14 protein-coding genes and 6 pseudogenes are annotated in these 18,086 nt (G+C 42.6%); 8 read left to right on the plus strand and 12 right to left on the minus strand.

Annotated features, from left to right (window positions below; all coding sequences use genetic code 11):
• Nucleotides 1-14 precede the first annotated feature (14 nt).
• The 3 genes from LEUCM_RS10055 to LEUCM_RS02145 form a co-directional block, all read right to left on the minus strand.
• Nucleotides 15-275, minus strand: coding sequence for a pentapeptide repeat-containing protein (locus LEUCM_RS10055; protein ID WP_096695386.1), 261 nt, complete (start codon nucleotides 273-275; stop codon nucleotides 15-17).
• Nucleotides 276-359: 84 nt separating this feature from the next.
• Nucleotides 360-935 (minus strand): recombinase family protein, encoded by a 576-nt coding sequence (locus LEUCM_RS02140; protein WP_025016499.1) that lies wholly within the window; start codon nucleotides 933-935, stop codon nucleotides 360-362.
• A 439-nt stretch (nucleotides 936-1,374) separates the two neighbouring features.
• A protein-coding gene (locus LEUCM_RS02145) for an IS3-like element IS1520 family transposase (protein WP_133285957.1) occupies nucleotides 1,375-2,444 on the minus strand; the annotation gives its coding sequence in 2 pieces (ribosomal slippage) (nucleotides 1,375-2,228 and nucleotides 2,228-2,444; 1,071 coding nt in all).
• A gap of 66 nt (nucleotides 2,445-2,510) precedes the next feature.
• On the opposite strand from LEUCM_RS02145, the pseudogene LEUCM_RS02155 reads away from it, so the two are divergent.
• A pseudogene (locus tag LEUCM_RS02155) lies at nucleotides 2,511-2,810 on the plus strand (transposase); the annotation flags it as partial.
• Nucleotides 2,811-2,881: 71 nt separating this feature from the next.
• On the opposite strand, the gene pgmB reads toward LEUCM_RS02155, so the two are convergent.
• The 5 genes from pgmB to LEUCM_RS02180 all read right to left on the minus strand — a co-directional run bounded on the left by pgmB (nucleotide 2,882) and on the right by LEUCM_RS02180 (nucleotide 9,350).
• Nucleotides 2,882-3,544 carry a beta-phosphoglucomutase gene (pgmB, locus tag LEUCM_RS02160; protein ID WP_016265827.1) on the minus strand — a complete coding sequence of 221 codons (663 nt, stop codon included), beginning with the start codon at nucleotides 3,542-3,544 and terminating at the stop codon, nucleotides 2,882-2,884.
• A gap of 2 nt (nucleotides 3,545-3,546) precedes the next feature.
• The gene (locus LEUCM_RS02165; RefSeq protein WP_016265828.1) at nucleotides 3,547-4,566 is read right to left on the minus strand and encodes an aldose epimerase family protein; all 1,020 of its coding nucleotides are present in this window, start codon (nucleotides 4,564-4,566) and stop codon (nucleotides 3,547-3,549) included.
• A 69-nt stretch (nucleotides 4,567-4,635) separates the two neighbouring features.
• Nucleotides 4,636-6,888: a glycoside hydrolase family 65 protein gene (locus LEUCM_RS02170; protein ID WP_096695387.1), complete on the minus strand. Its 2,253-nt coding sequence runs from the start codon at nucleotides 6,886-6,888 to the stop codon at nucleotides 4,636-4,638.
• A gap of 20 nt (nucleotides 6,889-6,908) precedes the next feature.
• A complete protein-coding gene (locus LEUCM_RS02175; RefSeq protein ID WP_025016503.1) occupies nucleotides 6,909-8,219 on the minus strand; it encodes an SLC45 family MFS transporter in 1,311 nt (436 codons plus the stop codon).
• A gap of 177 nt (nucleotides 8,220-8,396) precedes the next feature.
• Entirely contained in the window at nucleotides 8,397-9,350 is a 954-nt protein-coding gene (locus LEUCM_RS02180) for a LacI family DNA-binding transcriptional regulator (RefSeq protein ID WP_025016504.1), read from the minus strand.
• A 290-nt stretch (nucleotides 9,351-9,640) separates the two neighbouring features.
• On the opposite strand from LEUCM_RS02180, the pseudogene LEUCM_RS02185 reads away from it, so the two are divergent.
• From LEUCM_RS02185 to LEUCM_RS02200, 4 genes and pseudogenes are all read left to right on the plus strand, one after another.
• Nucleotides 9,641-10,489 (plus strand): annotated as a pseudogene (locus LEUCM_RS02185) (IS30 family transposase).
• Between the two features lie 224 nt (nucleotides 10,490-10,713).
• On the plus strand, nucleotides 10,714-11,835 hold the full coding sequence (locus LEUCM_RS02190; protein WP_025016521.1) for an acyl-CoA dehydrogenase family protein: 1,122 nt from the start codon (nucleotides 10,714-10,716) through the stop codon (nucleotides 11,833-11,835).
• 12 nt (nucleotides 11,836-11,847) lie between these two features.
• Nucleotides 11,848-12,624 (plus strand): electron transfer flavoprotein subunit beta/FixA family protein, encoded by a 777-nt coding sequence (locus LEUCM_RS02195; protein WP_016265834.1) that lies wholly within the window; start codon nucleotides 11,848-11,850, stop codon nucleotides 12,622-12,624.
• A gap of 13 nt (nucleotides 12,625-12,637) precedes the next feature.
• On the plus strand, nucleotides 12,638-13,603 hold the full coding sequence (locus tag LEUCM_RS02200) for an electron transfer flavoprotein subunit alpha/FixB family protein (RefSeq protein WP_016265835.1): 966 nt from the start codon (nucleotides 12,638-12,640) through the stop codon (nucleotides 13,601-13,603).
• A 199-nt stretch (nucleotides 13,604-13,802) separates the two neighbouring features.
• Here LEUCM_RS02200 and LEUCM_RS09840 read toward each other — a convergent pair.
• A pseudogene (locus LEUCM_RS09840) lies at nucleotides 13,803-13,958 on the minus strand (helix-turn-helix domain-containing protein); the annotation flags it as partial.
• A 67-nt stretch (nucleotides 13,959-14,025) separates the two neighbouring features.
• Here LEUCM_RS09840 and LEUCM_RS02205 point away from each other — a divergent pair.
• Nucleotides 14,026-14,946 (plus strand): annotated as a pseudogene (locus LEUCM_RS02205) (IS30-like element ISLsa1 family transposase).
• Between the two features lie 31 nt (nucleotides 14,947-14,977).
• Here LEUCM_RS02205 and LEUCM_RS10060 read toward each other — a convergent pair.
• Nucleotides 14,978-15,067, minus strand: a pseudogene (locus LEUCM_RS10060) (IS30 family transposase); the annotation flags it as partial.
• 329 nt (nucleotides 15,068-15,396) lie between these two features.
• Here LEUCM_RS10060 and LEUCM_RS02215 point away from each other — a divergent pair.
• Complete coding sequence (locus LEUCM_RS02215; RefSeq protein WP_025016531.1) at nucleotides 15,397-15,957, plus strand: hypothetical protein; 561 nt, start codon at nucleotides 15,397-15,399, stop codon at nucleotides 15,955-15,957.
• Between the two features lie 57 nt (nucleotides 15,958-16,014).
• On the opposite strand, the gene LEUCM_RS02220 is transcribed toward LEUCM_RS02215, so the two are convergent.
• Both LEUCM_RS02220 and LEUCM_RS02225 read right to left on the minus strand, forming a co-directional pair.
• On the minus strand, nucleotides 16,015-16,464 hold the full coding sequence (locus LEUCM_RS02220) for a DUF305 domain-containing protein (protein ID WP_025016530.1): 450 nt from the start codon (nucleotides 16,462-16,464) through the stop codon (nucleotides 16,015-16,017).
• Between the two features lie 111 nt (nucleotides 16,465-16,575).
• Nucleotides 16,576-17,751: an IS256 family transposase gene (locus LEUCM_RS02225; protein ID WP_025016529.1), complete on the minus strand. Its 1,176-nt coding sequence runs from the start codon at nucleotides 17,749-17,751 to the stop codon at nucleotides 16,576-16,578.
• A 194-nt stretch (nucleotides 17,752-17,945) separates the two neighbouring features.
• Here LEUCM_RS02225 and LEUCM_RS09845 point away from each other — a divergent pair.
• A pseudogene (locus LEUCM_RS09845) lies at nucleotides 17,946-18,035 on the plus strand (IS30 family transposase); the annotation flags it as partial.
• Nucleotides 18,036-18,086 lie beyond the last annotated feature (51 nt).

The following is an 18,086-nucleotide window of genomic DNA, read 5'->3' on the forward strand; positions in this document are numbered from 1 at the left end:
AACTGTTCAGAAATTTATGTACCAAATACTAGGGTAGGAGCAAAATTTGAAGATATAAATTGGATACCATCAAATTCTGATTGTGTAAAATCGACTTCATCTAGATCACAATCAACCATTGAAATATTATTAAATGATGAATTCGAAAAGTTCACATGTCTAAATGTGCAGTTAATAAAAGTGATATTGGTAAAATTGGAATGTGTCATTTTCACATTTGTAAGTTCAACATTTTCAAATTTCACTTCATTCAACTCTATTTTAGAACTTGCCATATGTTCATATGATAATTTAATTCGCTTTCTAATGTGAATTCTTTCTAGAAAATATACATTAATCTTGTATTGTTCAGCGTCTAATTATACGCCTATTTCAATTTGTTGTTTGATTCGGAAGAGTGTCGCTTTAGAAGTATTAAAAGCTTCAGTGGTTTCTTTGATGGAATGGTTTTGATAATATTCATAAATTGCCATTTCATGGGGGCCAATCTTTCGTTTAGGGCGACCTTCTTTAAACTTAGAATTGTGTTTCTTGGAATATTCTTTACCTGCCTGGGTTCGTTCGACAATCATATCACGTTCCATCTCAGCAACGGACAACAAGGTTCGAACAATCATTTTGCCCATTGGTGTATTTTCGATAGTCCCTAGATTGAGAACTTTAATACTAATATTTTGATCTAACAGTGGTTCAATACTATTTAAGGCTTCACGCGTATTTCGAGCGAACCGATCAAGTTTTGTAATGACTAAAGTATCACCACTAGAAATTGTGTTTAATAGTAGATCAAAAATAGGTCGGTGAGTTGTTGTGCCTATAAATTTTTCAGAATAAATATTTTGAGGATTAACACCAGCGTCGACAAGTTGAGCAACTTGTTCTTCTAAATTTTGACTTGAAGTTGAAACCCGGGCATAACCATAAATTTTAACCAAAAATATCACTCTTTTCTGAGACTAAGAATATGAGACTCTACAAATCCCAGTATAGCACACTTTTAAATAAGTCTCAAAAACTGTACAGTTATTGAGACTTAATTTAGCTTACTGTATAGATTAGCTAAGTTAATATATATTTTGGTATCTTGTAAATTCAATTTAATCGCATCATCCAGCCATCTTTGTTCTGCATACGCAAGACTAATATTATGTGATTCAACCGATTTCGCATATTTCCTATTGATAACTCAATCCATTGTAAGCTCTAGGCTCCTATGTCAAGAATCCGGACATAAAAGTACGAGCAAATTTGACTTTCAATTTAAATTACTTAATTTAATTTTCGGAGGCCGAAGTTTTAGTCCCGTTCAGATTTTAAAAACGCTTTAGAGTATATTAAATAAGCCCCAACATTATTGAATTTAATAGCCTGTAGCTACGCTACAAGTGAAATACGATCACTGTTATACCAACGAATATAGTTATCAATTCCGGCGATTGCTTCATGAATTGTCTTAAAATCTTGGAAATTAACGTATTCACGTTTCAAAATTGAATGAAAACTTTCAATTCGCGCGTTATCGCCGGGCTGACCCTTTCGGGAGTAAGAATGCTTGATACTATACTTCGATAAAGTGTTTTCAAATAAGTCACTTGTGTATTGGCTTCCCATATCACTATGAATAATTTGTGGTTTAACTGCTTGCGCCATGACTTGGGTAATAACGTTAGTCGCTAGTTCTTTAGTCATCTGCGTATTAAGTTGGTAAGCAATAACCCGTCGGGTTACTGGATTATAAACACTAGCTAGGTAACACCAAGTATGGTTAAGGGGAATGTACGTAATATCAGTCAATAAAATACCAGATTGATCAGTTAACTGCTTAATCAAGTTTGGTCGCTGATCATAATCAGTCTGAGTGGTTGGCTTATTGATTCGTTTAACCATTCTAGATCTAATCCCTAATTCACACATTTGTTGATAGACCAGACGCTGACTAACGTGAATATCAGACTGTTGATTTAGTAAGATCGTTAATCGTGGGTAGCCATACATTGGATATCTTAACCAAGCCGTTAACACTTCTTGTTTAATTAAATGCCGGCGGCGTTCAGTTCTACTTGGCTGCCAATGTAGATAATCATAGTAGGTTGAGCGCGGAATTTTGAGTACTGATAAGATACGCGTAATGCGGTGCCCAGCAAGTAAATTAGCGTTGACGACTTCTAACACGAGGGCACGCCCTTTAATAATTAGCTTTTTGCCATGAGCACCGCCGCTCGTTTTAAAATATCAAGTTCTTCTTTTAACCGTTTATTTTCTTTAATCAGAGCACGTTCATTTGATGATAGCACTTTAGTGTTGTTAGGATCAGCTTGTTTAATCCACTTAGTGACCGTTGAAACACTGACGTTGTATTCTTTAGCCAGTGAGTTGGCCGAACGGCCAGTCTGACTTAAGCTAACAATCGATTCTTTAAATTCATTTGAATATTTAATTGCCATAATAAAAAGCTCCTTTATGATGTATTATATCGAACAGTTTGTCCGTAATTCCATCATAGGAGCCGTATCATGTCCTGTCTTAAAAATCATGACAAAGATGGCATTGTCTACTATCTCTACAAAAATGAAAACCTAAGTTTTCAAATGAAGGAAACACTAAAAACGTTTAAAAGTAATCTGGAAATTGTCTTGAATGCCAGTGAATCTAAGTATTCTAACGGTCCAATTGAAGGTATTAATCGGATGATTAAGCAGATTCAGCGGACTGCGTTTGGATTTAGAAATTTCCATCATTTAATCTCGCGGATTAAGCTTCAACAAACGAGAACAAAACCAAATACAAAAACAGAACTAGAAGCCGCTTAGCTTCTAGTTCTGTAAGACTATCTATCAACAGGATTTGACAGAGAGCCCTAAAAACAGTGCCGGCTCAATGATTAGCCTAATTTAGCTTTAATATTTTTTAACGAAACTTCACTCGTATCCGCAAAGCGCACATCCGCTTCCATCAATTGATTACCAATCCCGATTGAAAGTTCACCCGCAGCATTAATTGACTTAATGCCAGCACCTGAATCTTCTAGACCGGCAACAACTTCTGGTGCTAAGTCCATCACACCGGCCGCCAAACTGAAGATTTCTGGATCTGGTTTTCCGGCATGCAATTTGGCTGGATCAACCACGCCTTCAAAGTAGTCGGTAATTTTCAACTGCTTCAAAATTGCAGGGGCGTTCTTTGAGGCTGAAGCGACGGACATTTTATAGCCGCTAGCTTTTAATTCGTCTAAGAAGGCTTTCATCCCTGGTAGCACGTCATCTGGCGTTAATGATTCAACCAGCTTCAAATACTTGGTGTTCTTTTCGGTAGCCAAAGCCACCTTTTCATCCTCGGTGTAGTCATTTTCATGGCCACCCGCCTTCAAAATCATTTCCAGTGAATCCATGCGGCTGACACCCTTCAAGGCTTCCGCTAGTTCTGGTGTCCATTCTGAATGAACTTCATCCGCCGTTTGGTGCCATGCCTTAGCGTGCAATCGGGCACTATCAGCAATGACGCCGTCCAAATCAAATGCAAATCCCTTAATATCTTCAAACTTCATGGTTATCCCTCCGAATAGTAATAAGTTGATGTGTAAGTTTTAGTTTGATTAGCGGGTAAAACAATGTCGCCAAATCCGTCGTGGTGAATCGCATCTGGGACCGTTTGTAATTCCACAGCCAGTCCGTTATCTGGATGAGCAGCAAGCCAATCCGCATCTTTGCCAATGCAATCGGGATTGACGTTAAAAATAATGACGCCATTGCGATCACTGCCCATTTCTAATTGATGCTGCTTTGCGCTATCAACTAGTAACAAGCTTGGTGTTACGCCTAGCGATGTATCCGGCTTTTTAAAGGCATCATCAAACTGTTCGTTGCCGCCAAGTTTTTCACATTGATCGCCCAGCTTAACAAGGTTTGTAAAATCAAACGGGGTATTTTCAACGACCTGTATTTCACCCGTTGGAATCTTTTCTTCATTTACCACGATATGCCTATCCGCAACTATCTTCAAGAATTCATCCTTGATTGGCGCGTCCGGTCCATCCAAATTAAAGTAAACATGCGTCATCGGATTAAATAGGGTTTCCACGTTGCTGCGTCCCTCATATTGTACGGAAACATGGTTATCCTCATCTAAAGAATAGGTGATGGCCATTTCCAACGTCCCAGGAAAAATTGCTTTCTGTTGCATGGTATATCGAATTTTGGCAGATTGGTCGTCTAGAATAATCTCGCCATGCCAATTGAGCCGATCAATGCCCGTGTTACCACTGTGTAGCACATTTTTATTTTCGTTTGGCTTCAAATTGACCCTGAATCCAGCGACGTTAAACGTATGGCCGCTCAACCGTCCTGCCACCCGACCAATGGTGTTTCCTAAATGAAAGGGATTCGTTTCATATTCGTGCACGTTATCAAAATTTAAAATGATATTCTTCTCTGGTGTCACAAAGTAGCCAGTCCAGGTTGCTCCGTAACTGATTGTGCGGAGGCTCACACCATTTTTATTTGTAATCGTAAATTCTTTGACTAACTCACCATTTTCTAAATGGCCAAAATCTTTAACAGTCGATTCCACCAGTCTCACCCACTTTCTTTTAATAAAAAAGGCGAAGAGCAGTTTCCCACTCTTGCCCTTTTTTTAGTCCTATTTAAGCTCTTCCTTCTTACCATCGAGGTCAACCGTAATTGGGTCGCCATCGAGCAAGTCAAGCTTCGTACCAGACTGATCAACCGTTACCTCAATCAAACGACCGCGGAACAATTGACGGAACTGGTATGACTGCCATTTCTTAGGTAGGAATGGTGCATAGTGTAACTCACCGTTGCGAACTCGCATGCCAGCGAATCCTTGAACAATGGCTAACCAGCCACCGGTCATAGCTGTGATGTGCAAACCATCGACCGTGTCATTATTGTAGTTATCCAAATCGAGACGAGCTGTCCGTTCATACAATTCGGTTGCCTTTTCTTCATAATGAAGATCAGCTGCCAAAATGGCATGGATTGAAGCTGACAAACTTGATTCATGAACCGTTAATGGCTCATAGAAATCAAAGTTGGCTTTCTTCTGTTCAGGTGTAAAGTCATCAATAAAGTCCCAGATTCCTTGAAGAACATCGGCTTGTTTGATGTATGGTGAACGAAGAATTTTGTCCCATGACCAGTTTTGGTTAAGTGGCAATTGATCCTTAGGAAGTGAGCTGACTGGCTTGATATCCTTGTCTAGGAAGCCATCGTGTTGAACGAAAATTCCTAACTTCTTGTCTTCAGGAAGGTACATTCTGTCCACAATGTCTTGCCACTGTTTCTTTTCAGCGTCAGTGACGTTTAAGTCTTTAGCAACTTCTGGTGCAACCTCTGGCAAAATTTCAAGCGTATATTTCAACGTCCATTGTGCCAAAATGTTGGTATACCAGTTGTTATCAACGTTATTTTCGTACTCATCAGGGCCAGTAACACCATGAATCATGTACTTGCCATTCCGTTCTGAGAAGTGAACCCGGTCAGCCCAGAAACGTGAAATCTCCGTTAAGACCTTGGCGCCTTCATGCTGAACGTATGACTTGTCACCAGTGTAGTTTGTGTAGTTGTAAATTGCGTAGGCAATGTCGCCGTTACGGTGAATTTCCTCAAATGTAATTTCCCATTCGTTATGAGATTCAATCCCATCAAACGTAACCATTGGGTATAAAGCACCCTTAAGGCCCTGTTCCTTAGCATTATGGAAGGCACCGTCAATTTGTTGGTAACGATACTTCAACAAGTTTTTGGTAACATTTGGATCCGTAACACCAAGGTAAACGGGAACCGCAAAGGCCTCTGTATCCCAGTATGTGGCACCACCGTATTTTTCACCGGTAAAGCCTTTAGGTCCGATGTTCAAACGAGAATCCTCGCCATAGTACGTTGAGAAGAGCTGGAATAGGTTAAAACGAATTCCTTGTTGCGCTTCATCGTCGCCAGCAATTTTAACATCAGAAACGTTCCAGCGATTTGCCCAAACAGCTTTGTGGGCGTTGAATAAATCACTGTATGATGTTGCAGAAATTTCTTTATTTAATTGGGTTAAACGAGCCTCAAGATCAGCTTGTTTAGGGAAGTCACGTGATGACACAACAACTGTGCGCTTCTGGATAATTGTTTGCTCACCAGCAGCCAGTGTTCCGCTAAAATGGTTCGTCGCTGAGACATCGGTTTGGTCTGCAGACTCACTGTTCCAGTCCGTGACAACTGTTGATAAAGCACCAACCGTAAATTGTGGTGTTCCAAAGTCGTTTGGCTTTGTTTCCGCAATAACTTCGGCTTCATTATCAGTCTTAGCAACTTTCAAAACGTCCCAGAACTTTTCATCGTAATTGGCGTCTTCATTTTGTACATCAGCATCAACGGATGAACTGAATTCAACCTTAGCTTCTTTAGAACCCACATTCTTCAAGATAATCCCTTGAACAACGAGTTCCTTAGTTGCAGCACTGACAAATCGTTCAAATGAAATCTGAACCTTTGCGCCACCCTTTTCAACAGTGAAAACCCGTTCGAGAACGGCCTGTTGCATATCTAAATCAAGGTTGAAGTCACTCACCTTGTCCTTAGCCAAATCAACAACTTCACCGTTGATTTTAATGCCAACCTTGATAAAGTTGATTGCATTAATCACTTTGCCAAAGTACTTAGGATAGCCGTTTTTCCACCAGCCAACCTTTGTCTTATCTGGAAACCAAACGCCACCAATGTAGATTCCGGGAAGCGTGTCGCCACTGTAACCTTCCTCAAAGAATCCACGCATGCCGAGGTTACCATTTGCAAGACTGGTCATTGATTCTTGAAGACGTTTATCGTCTGGATTAAGTTTAGTGGTCACAATGTGCCACGGTGATACGTCAAATGTTCGTTTCATCATTCAGACTCCTTTAATTTTTATGCGAATACTTCTTTAATACTGCTTACTGAGAAGGCACCGACTAACATCAAGATACCGGCTAAGAGAACCATCCCTGGCATTGATGAGCTCATCAATGGGAACAAAGCGAAACTCAATACTGAAGCAACGATTTGTGGTAAACAGATACTTCCGTTGAATAGACCAAGGTACGAGCCCATGTTGGCACCTGAAAGTGCGTTGGTCAAAATGGTGAATGGGAACATCATCATTGCGGCCCATGAAATACCAATCAAGCAGAATGAGAGGATGAGAACCCATTGATTATGAACAACGAAAATTGAGGCAAACCCAACGGCACCTAATACTAAACTAGTTGCGTACATTGGCTTGTGCTTGTCATTTGGCATCTTAGCAAGAACTAATGACCAAACAACGGCAGCTAAAGCGTAAATTGCGGATAGAACACCGAACCAGTTGGCACCGGCTTGATAGCCAGCACTTGCAGGATCTGTTGCGCGCCAAACGTTCTTGGCGACGGCACCTGCACCATAAGTCCAAAGGTATTGGAAGGCCATCCAGCAGAAGAATTGAACAAGAGTTAACGTCCAGAATACTTTAGGAGCACGTTTCAAAAGTGTAAATAAACCAACTTTTTCTTGAACATCTGCTTCAGTAATACCGTGATAGGCGTTATATTCTGCGGGTGTATATTCTTTAACTCTCAAAATAGTGAAGGCACTACAGATAACTAAGATAACGGCACCTGTATAGAATGAGAAAATAACTGAGTTCGGAATGACACCCTTTGGCGCAATGTTAGCAACACCCAAACCAGTTAAGAGGTATGGGAAAATTGCAGCTAGCACTGAACCACTATTTGATAAGAAACTTTGGATTGAGTAAGCAAATCCTTTTTGCTCATCATTCACCATGTCCCCGACCATCATCTTGAATGGTTGCATGGCAACGTTAGACGATAAATCCATGAAGAGAATTGTGATGGCACCGAACCAAAGTGCTGCAAGTGATCCATAACCAAATCCTAAGCTACCAGAGTTTGGTAGTAAGAACATAACGATGACGGCGACTAACGATCCCATCAAAAGGTAAGGTAATCGACGACCAATTTTAGGCATCCACGTTTTATCTGAATAATAGCCAACTAATGGTTGAACCACTAAACCTGCTAGTGGAGGAAGAATAAAGAAGAAACCTAATTTGGTTGGATCAGCTCCCAAAGTTTGGAAGATCCGCCCCATTTGTGAAGATTGTAAAGAGAAAGCCATTTGAACACCGAAGAATCCGAAACTAATCATCCAAATTGTCGCGATAGACAATTTTGGCATTGGCTTGGTTTTTGGCGTTGTAGCCGTGTTGCCTTGTGCTGAATCATTTTCCATGATTTGTCACTCCCTGTTTATTTGGGTTATGTGAACCCATTTTTCTTAACAAAATGAATTATAAACCGCTTTGATAATTTGTGCAACCGTTTGCACAAAAATAAAATAAAAAAGAGTTGTTGCTCACAACTCGTACTGCACAATTAATTTTTGAACATTTCGATCGGTAAATAACAATTCTACCGCGCGACTGCCCAGCATTTCCGGCCGCATATCAACCATGCGGACATCTTGGTCAATCAACGCTAGTAGCTCACTCTTATTGAAACTCATCATCGGAATTTTCTTTGTGTGTCGAATTTTGCTCCAAACCCGATTAAACCGCAGCAAGCCAACATCGTCGGTTGCAATTACCGCATCGACCTCTTGGTGCTGATTCAAAAATACCTCGACTGCTGTTTCAGAAACGCGTTTTGGTAATCTAAATACTAGCGGTTCTAATTGGACTTCCGCCATCGCCTTTTCGTAGCCCATTCGGCGATTTCGCTCGTATTGCCACTCATATTCGGATTCAACAAATAGTGGGTTTCGAACCCCGCCATTTTGAAGAATTGCCATTGTGGCATCTCGCCCAGCCTGAACATTGTCGTTATCGACGTATCGATCCGGCAAATCTCCAACTGGCTGACCAATAACCACAAAGTCCAAATTTTCGCGACGCAAATAGTCAACGACCGGATCATTCTCATCCGTATATAGTAGAACGAACCGTTTGACCTTTGCCTGTTGAACCATGGCCGTCACGTTAGCAAGGACCTCTTCAACTCGGCTCCCAATCGCAATTGATAAAACATAGTGTCGGGCGACTAGCGACTGATTGATGCCTCGGAGCATATCAATATAGAACGGATTCTCCGGTGAGGAACTTTCCACCGTTGGAAAAATAACTCCGACGACGTTTGCTTCACCGCGAGTCAGGTTCTTAGCGGTATAATTTGGCAGATAATCAAGATCCTTGGCGAGTTTTTGGATTCGTTCACGCGTTTTAAGGCTAATTCTTGAATTATTATTTAGCGCACGTGAGGCGGTTGAGACTGAGACATCAGCCCGACGCGCAATATCTTTTATTGTAATCATGAGCGTTTCCTTTTTCATTTATTGGCAAGCTTCTCCATCTGAAGTTTACCACGAAATCCCTCCATTTACCGACAAATTCAGGTAGACCATCGATTTTAATCTCAAGTAAAACTTCAACTTTGACCAAAGTCATTCTTTCATCGCTTACACAATTACTTAAGGCCCTATACCTTTATAAAATCCTTTCATTGTGGCAAATTCTATAATTAATCCGAACAGAAATTAAAAAGCCCAAAGCAATCACTTACAATGGTAGTAGCTAATTCCAACCAATATAGGGAGTGATTACTTTGGGTACATCTACTTTATCACGTTTTCAACGTGGCGCACTAGCACAACTGGTCAATGAGGGGAATAAATCTTACCAAGTAATGGCTGACGCCTTAGGCGTCGCCAAAGCTACGATTAGCTATGAGTTGGACCGAGTTAAACCTTATGATCCAGAATTAGCTCAGCAAGATGCAGATCGCAAAAGGCGGAATTGCGGTCGTCGTTCGATGCTGACGGCAGCATTAGCGACTTTAATTACCAATCACTTACGATTAACCTGGTCACCAGAAACCATTGCGGCCGCTTATAACTTGAGCACTGCGTCAATTTATAATTGGCTTAATCGTGGGAAATTTACAAGTGGGACTTCCATCGAACAACGGCCAACAACTGTTAATCAACGGTTAGCTTTTGGTCATTGGGAAGTAGATACGGTGCTTTCTAGTCGAAGTGAGTCACGATCATGTCTGGTTACATTCGTAGAACGTAAGACCCGACTTCTATGGGCCATCAAAGCCCCTAATAGAACGGCTAAGGCTCTAAACACCGCCTTTGGCAAGTTTATGGGGGCCTTCGGTCCCCAAGTAAAATCCATTACTGTTGATCATGGTAAAGAGTTTGCCAATTATCAGGCCTTAGAACAGGATTATCAGATCAAAGTTTATTTTTGCCATCCATATTCACCATGAGAGCGAGGTTCCAATGAATATTTTAATAGACGGTTACGCTGGTTCTTCCCGAAAAAGACCAATTTTAGCCAAGTAACGACTGATGAGATCCTAGCAGCACTTGAACTAATTAATCAACGACCATTAAAAATACATCATCAACAGACTGCCATTGAAAGATTCCGGGCTTATTCGGATTAAACTTGTAATTTGCCATATTTAAGAATATTATGTTGCATATGATCTCTCCCTTAATTTTAGTTCGACTAAAGTGTATTAGCTTTTGGGAGATATAAACTTGACGTCCATCAAGTTTATAAAATAGTTCTAGATACTTAAAATGCTCGTATTGACTAATATAATAATGGAATATACAATAGAAGGCGAGATATTGTGAATTATTAAACTAAAAGGGGTGGCACGGAATGGAAAACCAAGAAAAAATGGCGGCTTCAATGTTGCATAGAATGGTCCGTGAATTTACCGAAAATGAACTAGCACCGCTGGATATGGAAATCGACGCCCAGGGTGATTATCCGCAAGGCTTATTCCAAAAAGTGATCGATAATGGCTTGTTAACAATGACACTACCACGTGAATATGGCGGAGCAGGCATTAGCTATAACAGCGTTGCCAAGGCGATTCACCTGATGGCCATTGGTAATGCCAGCATGGCAGTTACACTGGAAGGCCACTTTAAGACGTTGGAACAGCTCTTAAAGTATGGTGATCAGCGCTTAAAGGATGAGTATCTGACGAGTGCGGCCCATCGAATTTTTGCCTTCTCGCAGACTGAATCGTCTGGGGGCTCAAACCCGCGTGGGATTGCTACGCGGGCTGTGAAGAGTGGCGATGATTGGATCATTACCGGCGATAAAATTATGATCACGAACGGCGGCCTCGCCCAGGTATACTGTGTGTTGGCAAAAACGGAAGATGATCAAATGGCCGTGTTTGTCGTGGATCAGGATATGCCTGGTTTTTCATTTGGAAAGCGTGAAGACTTCATTGGTCTACGCGGGACACCCGTCGGCGAAATTGTGATGGATCATATCAAGGTGCCGGGTTACCACCTACTTGGTCAGATCGGCCAAGGCCTCGAAATCGGCAATAACGCCCACGACGACGCGCGGATCTTGATGGGCGCCGTCCTCACGGGCATTATGGAACACGAATTACAGATTGCGGTCGACTATTCGAAGCAGCGTAAAGCACTCGATACCCCGCTTTATGAATTACAAACCATTCAAGAAAAAATTTCAGAAATCGCGATTGCCCGTCAGAACACGGAGCTACTGTATCAGCATGCGGCACAGTTGAAGATCACGGGACAGTCGTATGCCAAAGTTGCCGCGATGGCAAAATCGTACGGAAGTCGTTCGGCGGTCCGGTGCGGCGATATGGCGCTTCAAGTACTGGCCGGCTACGGGTATAGTCGCGAGTATCCGATCGAGCACCTCATTCGTGATGCGCGGGCCATGGAAATTGCTGAAGGTACGGTAGAACGGATGAGCGGTGAAATTGCACTAAAACAGGTTAATCAGTAAGGGGTGAACAACATGAAAATTGTGGTCTGCATTAAACAGGTACCAAGAAGTGATTCGGTCAAAATCGATCCCAAGACGAACAATATGGTGCGGGATAATGTCGAAGGGGTCATCAATCCATTTGATAAAAATGCGATCGAAGAAGCACTCCGGATTAAAGATCAACTTGGTGGAGAAGTCATTTTGCTGAGCATGGGGCCGGACGGATTCATGAGTTCGCTGCGCGACGGTCTCGCAATGGGGGCTGATCAGGCCATTCTCCTCAGCTCACGGGCCTTTGGGGGCGCCGATACCCTCGCAACCGGCTATCTAATCAGTCAGGCAATTAAAAAAATTGGTGGCGTGGATTTGGTATTGTTGGGACGCCAAGCAGTCGATGCGGATACCGGCCAAGTCGGACCGATCGTGGCCGAATACTTAAACGTGCCCCAGGTCACCTTTGCTGAAGAACTGCGGTTTGTCGATGAACACACCTTGTACGGCCAACGCTTATTGGATGGCGCAACGCAAAGTGTCCAAGTGACATTGCCAGCCGTTGTAACAGTGCGCAGTGAATTAAACACCCCACGCTACGAAACACCGGTTAACATTCAAACCAGTTTTGAAAAACCAATCGACGTGTGGACGGAACACGATCTCGACTTAGATGCAACACGCATTGGTCAGGCCGGTTCGCCAACCACAGTACAAAAGGTGTACGCACCAAAACGTGAGAGCCGTCAAACGGTTCAACTCAGTGATGACAGTGCAACGGCAGTCAAAGAACTGCTGGCGCGGATTCGAAATTAGCGGGGTGAATAAAATGGCACAATCAATGATTGCAGTTTATGTGCAAACGGACGGTTCGATGGTGGAGCCGACCAGTTTACAACTGATTACCAAGGCCAGAGCAATTGCGAACGGTCAGCGTGTGGTGGCTCTATTGCCGACCAGCGACGCGGACCAAACCGTTGCGACGGTCAAGCAGTACGGTCCCGATGAAATTTTTGTGTTAGCCGACGACCGGTTTGCGGCAGCGACGGACACCGAGATTGCGGATGGCCTCTATCAGGTCGTGAAACAGGTTCAACCTAACAGCATGCTGATTCCAGCAACGGTGGTTGGGCGGTCGGTGGCCCCACGGTTACAGGCAAAACTCCAAACAGGGTTAACGGCGGACTGTTTAGACGTCTACTTTGATGGTGAAACACTGGTTCAAGTGAAGCCAACTTATGGTGATGACATCATGTGTGAAATCATTTGTGCGGATCGCCGGCCACAAATGGCAACGGTCCGGCCCAATGTATTTCAGGCTGAACCAGCGCAAGTTGCTACGCAAGTAACGAACGTGGACTTTGAATTTCATCCAGAAGCACACATTAAGATGGAAAAACCGACACCAATTATCAGTAGTTCGGCCAACATTAGTGATGCCGGTGTGGTGATTGCCTTAGGACGGGGGGCTGATAACCCGCAACTGATCGAAAAAGCGCAGAAATTAGCGGCTCGTCTGGGCGGAATGGTCGGTGTTTCTCGGCCATTAACCGATCACGCAGAATTTGGACATGAAAGCCAAATTGGACAAAGCGGCCAGTCTATTGCACCCGATTTATTGATTAACTTCGGTATCTCGGGGGCCACCCAGTACCTAGTGGGAATCGAAAATGCGAAGACGATTGTTTCGGTAAATACCGATCCGGATGCGCCCATTTTTACCAAATCAGATTATGCGTACGTTGGGGATTCCAATGATTTCATGGATACCCTGTTAAGTAGCACAAGAGTTTAAAAATCAACGCCAGCGACTCTTAGATAGGGATCGTTGGCGTTTTGTTGTGCGAAGAACTTTACACCCTGTCAGTGTGCTCTTATACTAAAAAAATGGACTATTTTTATTCAGTGGTAGATTGCAAATTTAATCCGAATTTTTGACAAATTATTCAGCATTACTTGGTAAGATGTTTGCCAGTTGAGTACTTTCAGCGGCCTTTGGTTAATTTATCCTGATAAGGTTGACATCGAGATAATTCATAAGAAATTGTTGACGGTGATCGGTTCAGCCGAACGCCCATTTGGATATTGGACAGCCCTAGTTCACAAAAGGTTTCGATTTGGCAAATTCTATAATTAATCCGAACAGAAATTAAAAAGCCCAAAGCAATCACTTACAATGGTAGTAGCTAATTCCAACCAATATAGGGAGTGATTACTTTGGGTACATCTACTTTATCACGTTTTCAACGTGGCGCACTAGCACAACTGGTCAATGAGGGGAATAAATCTTACCAAGTAATGGCTGACGCCTTAGGCGTCGCCAAAGCTACGATTAGCTATGAGTTGGACCGAGTTAAACCTTATGATCCAGAATTAGCTCAGCAAGATGCAGATCGCAAAAGGCGGAATTGCGGTCGTCGTTCGATGCTGACGGCAGCATTAGCGACTTTAATTACCAATTACTTACGATTAACCTGGTCACCAGAAACCATTGCGGCCGCTTATAACTTGAGCACTGCGTCAATTTATAATTGGCTTAATCGTGGCTGGCTCCCCTTCAAATTGACTGATCTACCCAATCGGAATGTCCGCCAGCACCGAGTGAGCGAAAATCGTGGGAAATTTACAAGTGGGACTTCCATCGAACAACGGCCAACAACTGTTAATCAACGGTTAGCTTTTGGTCATTGGGAAGTAGATACGGTGCTTTCTAGTCGAAGTGAGTCACGATCATGTCTGGTTACATTCGTAGAACGTAAGACCCGACTTCTATGGGCCATCAAAGCCCCTAATAGAACGGCTAAGGCTCTAAACACCGCCTTTGGCAAGTTTATGGGGGCCTTCGGTCCCCAAGTAAAATCCATTACTGTTGATCATGGTAAAGAGTTTGCCAATTATCAGGCCTTAGAACAGGATTATCAGATCAAAGTTTATTTTTGCCATCCATATTCACCATGAGAGCGAGGTTCCAATGAATATTTTAATAGACGGTTACGCTGGTTCTTCCCGAAAAAGACCAATTTTAGCCAAGTAACGACTGATGAGATCCTAGCAGCACTTGAACTAATTAATCAACGACCATTAAAAATACATCATCAACAGACTGCCATTGAAAGATTCCGGGCTTGTTCGGATTAAACTTGTAATTTGCCAACTGGTAGATTGTAAAATTAATCCGAACGCCCATTTGGATATTGGACAGCCCTAGTTCACAAAAGGTTTCGATTTTAATTCGTTCGGAATAGGTTATACTAGACAAAAGATCAGCTCCTAAAAGATGGGTTTGTGGTAAACACCATTTTAAAGGAAGCTGATCTTTTTTGTCCGAACAGCGTTCGGATTAATTTTACAATCTACCCGATATCGAATAAAAGTTGTCCGCTTTTATGTAAGCGCAAGGAAACTCGTTCTTTTAAGGACGTGCTGAATTGCGCTATTTTTACGCCGTAGGTACTTTACACATAGCATAATTAAGAATATGCTATAACTGCTTGCTTGGCCTAATCAGGTACTTGTAAGCGCTGAACTGTGTTATACTAGCGGCGTAGCTATTGATCATTGTTCAGGTAATACAAGGAGGTTTTGCTGATGACCACACACTATGCAGCACAAATTGTACCATTGAATGCGGATAAGATTGGAACGGCTGCTTATGGCGAAGCGACGTTCGCAATTGCAGATGATGAATTAACGATTAAGATCACAATGCACAACACGCCGGCCAATATGCAGCATTGGGAACATTTTCATGGCTTTCCGGATGGTAAGCAGGCGTTGATCGCAACGGCTGCACAGGATGCGAATGCAGATGGTTTTGTTGATCTCATGGAGACTGAAGCCGTTTCGGGGACGACGATGGTACCTTTTGACGATGCCCCAGAACATATGGATATTCCCCATGACCGCTATCCAACTGCGGATGAGCACGGTGATTTTACTTATGAGAAGAAAGTCCCATTAAGTGAGCTACAAGCTAACTTTAAAAAAGCATTTGGTGAGTCGGAATTACACCTTGAAAAACGCGTGATCTATATTCACGGCGTGACTGCTAACGTGCACTTGCCAGAAAGTGTTGCCGGAATGGTCGGCCACTATGATGCACACGTTACGTTACCGATCGCGACTGGTCAGATCGTTGCGGTTGATTAATAAGCCTAAAAAATAAGGAAGTTGGCCCGATTGGTCAACTTCCTTATTTTTTATCAGCTATTGATCGGCAACTTTTTTCAATAATCGTTTCATCTCCGTGATCTCTTCACGTTGCGTTTTAGCGATCTTCTGTGCGAGGGCTTTGACTTCCGGATCCCTGAGTTGCGCGCGTTCACTGGTTAGAATCGCGGTCGAGTGATGGGGGATCATTTCTTGCATCCAAGCTGCATCGTGCACGGTCGCTTGGCTACGAACTAGATAAAGCGAGCCAGCAAATATCACCGCACTACCAAGTAGGATCAGGCGGTTCAAACGTTTATTCTGGTACATTGACCACATGAATAACAGCATTACAATGGCCATGGTGGCGCCCATAATTAGCGCCATATACAGTCGCGTTTGGCTTAGAAAAATATGATCTAATTGGAACACATTAAGGTACATTAACCCATACATAATAACTGTAGAGACAAGAATCATCAGTAAAAATTTCGTGTATTGTTTCATGACGTCCTCCTCGCTTTCGCTGGCTTTATTTTGACTATAACAAAAAAAATTGGGTAGCGTCAAGAATCTTGTGTAAATGAAATGCCTTCGTACATATAATATGTATCTAACTTAAATAAATGATGCTTCCAAGGTGTCCTGGAGTCCTTTGAACCCTCGTTGGATCCGCTTCAGAGACTTCTCGTTATAAACATTAAACTGAGAAACCAGGAAGCGATCCAGTGAATCTTCCGTTGGAAATTGTTCTTTGTGATGGGTGGTGCGCTTGAGATGCTTATTAAAGTTCTCAATCAGGTTAGTGGAGTATAGTGATTGCCGGATAGCTGGTGGAAAGTCCATGAAAGTGAGTAAATTCGGCATTTTAAGCAGATCTTTGATTAATTTGGGATAGGTCTGATGCCAGTTGTTGGCGAACTCATTCAGTTTCAGTTCGGCTGCTTCACGGTTGGCGGCCCGATGAACTTGTTTAAAGTCACTGATCACGGCCTTGCGGTCTTTTACGCGAACTTTGTTCATCAGATTCCGCCCAACATGAACCAGGCAACGTTGTCGTTTGGCTTTAGGGAAATGCCGATTCAAGCCTTCATCCAAACCAACTAACCCATCGGCCACAAACAACAGCACATCTTTAACGCCTTGCTTGATCAAGGTTCCCAGCAGTTCAGTCCAGATTCCAGTCGATTCCGCTGGCGCCACTTGGTAGTTCAGCACTTCTTTCGTACCATCTGGACGAATGCCAATCGCAATATGAACGGCTTCTTTTTGAACGGTATCCCGCTTTAACGGCAAGTAAGTGGCATCTAAGAAGATGGCCGCATATTGTGAAGCCAGTCGACGTTGCTGGAAAGCTTGAACCTGTTCATTGACGGCTTTAGTCATGTTGGAAACCGTGGCTTTGGAGTAGTGAGCACCGTACATTTTCTCAATGAGTTCGGCAATTTCAGCAGTGGTAATTCCCTTGGTATACAACTGAATGACCGTTGTTTCTAAATTATCACTGTGCCGACCGTAGGCTGGCAAGGTATGATTTTCAAACCGGCCATTGCGATCTCGAGGAATGGTTAAGTTAAGTTGGCCGTACTTCGTATCAAACGAGCGCTCATAACTGCCGTTGCGGTTATTACCAGTGTTAATCCCAGCGTATGAGTAGCGTTCGTAACCCAAAAACTCTGCCAATTCGGTTTGAAGCAGCTGGTTAATCGCAATTTCGAGGTGGTGACGAAAAACTTCGTCCAAATCTTGCTTTTGGGCTAGTGCAGCGATAATTTCTGTGGTAAGTTCATTCATGGGGAATGCCTCCTGTGATGTTTTCTGTGGTTACTAAATATCATAAGGGAAGGCATTCCCTATTTCTATACAATTCAGAAATCTTTTATGCATTTGGTAGATTGTAAAATTAATCCGAACGCTGTTCGGACAAAAAAGATCAGCTTCCTTTAAAATGGTGTTTACCACAAACCCATCTTTTAGGAGCTGATCTTTTGTCTAGTATAACCTATTCCGAACGAATTAAAATCGAAACCTTTTGTGAACTAGGGCTGTCCAATATCCAAATGGGCGTTCGGATTAATTTTACAATCTACCATTAGCCTTTTTTAAATTTTAATTATGCCTAGAAGCCT

It is taken from the genome of Latilactobacillus sakei subsp. sakei DSM 20017 = JCM 1157, assembly GCF_002370355.1.
GTDB lineage: Bacteria > Bacillota > Bacilli > Lactobacillales > Lactobacillaceae > Latilactobacillus > Latilactobacillus sakei.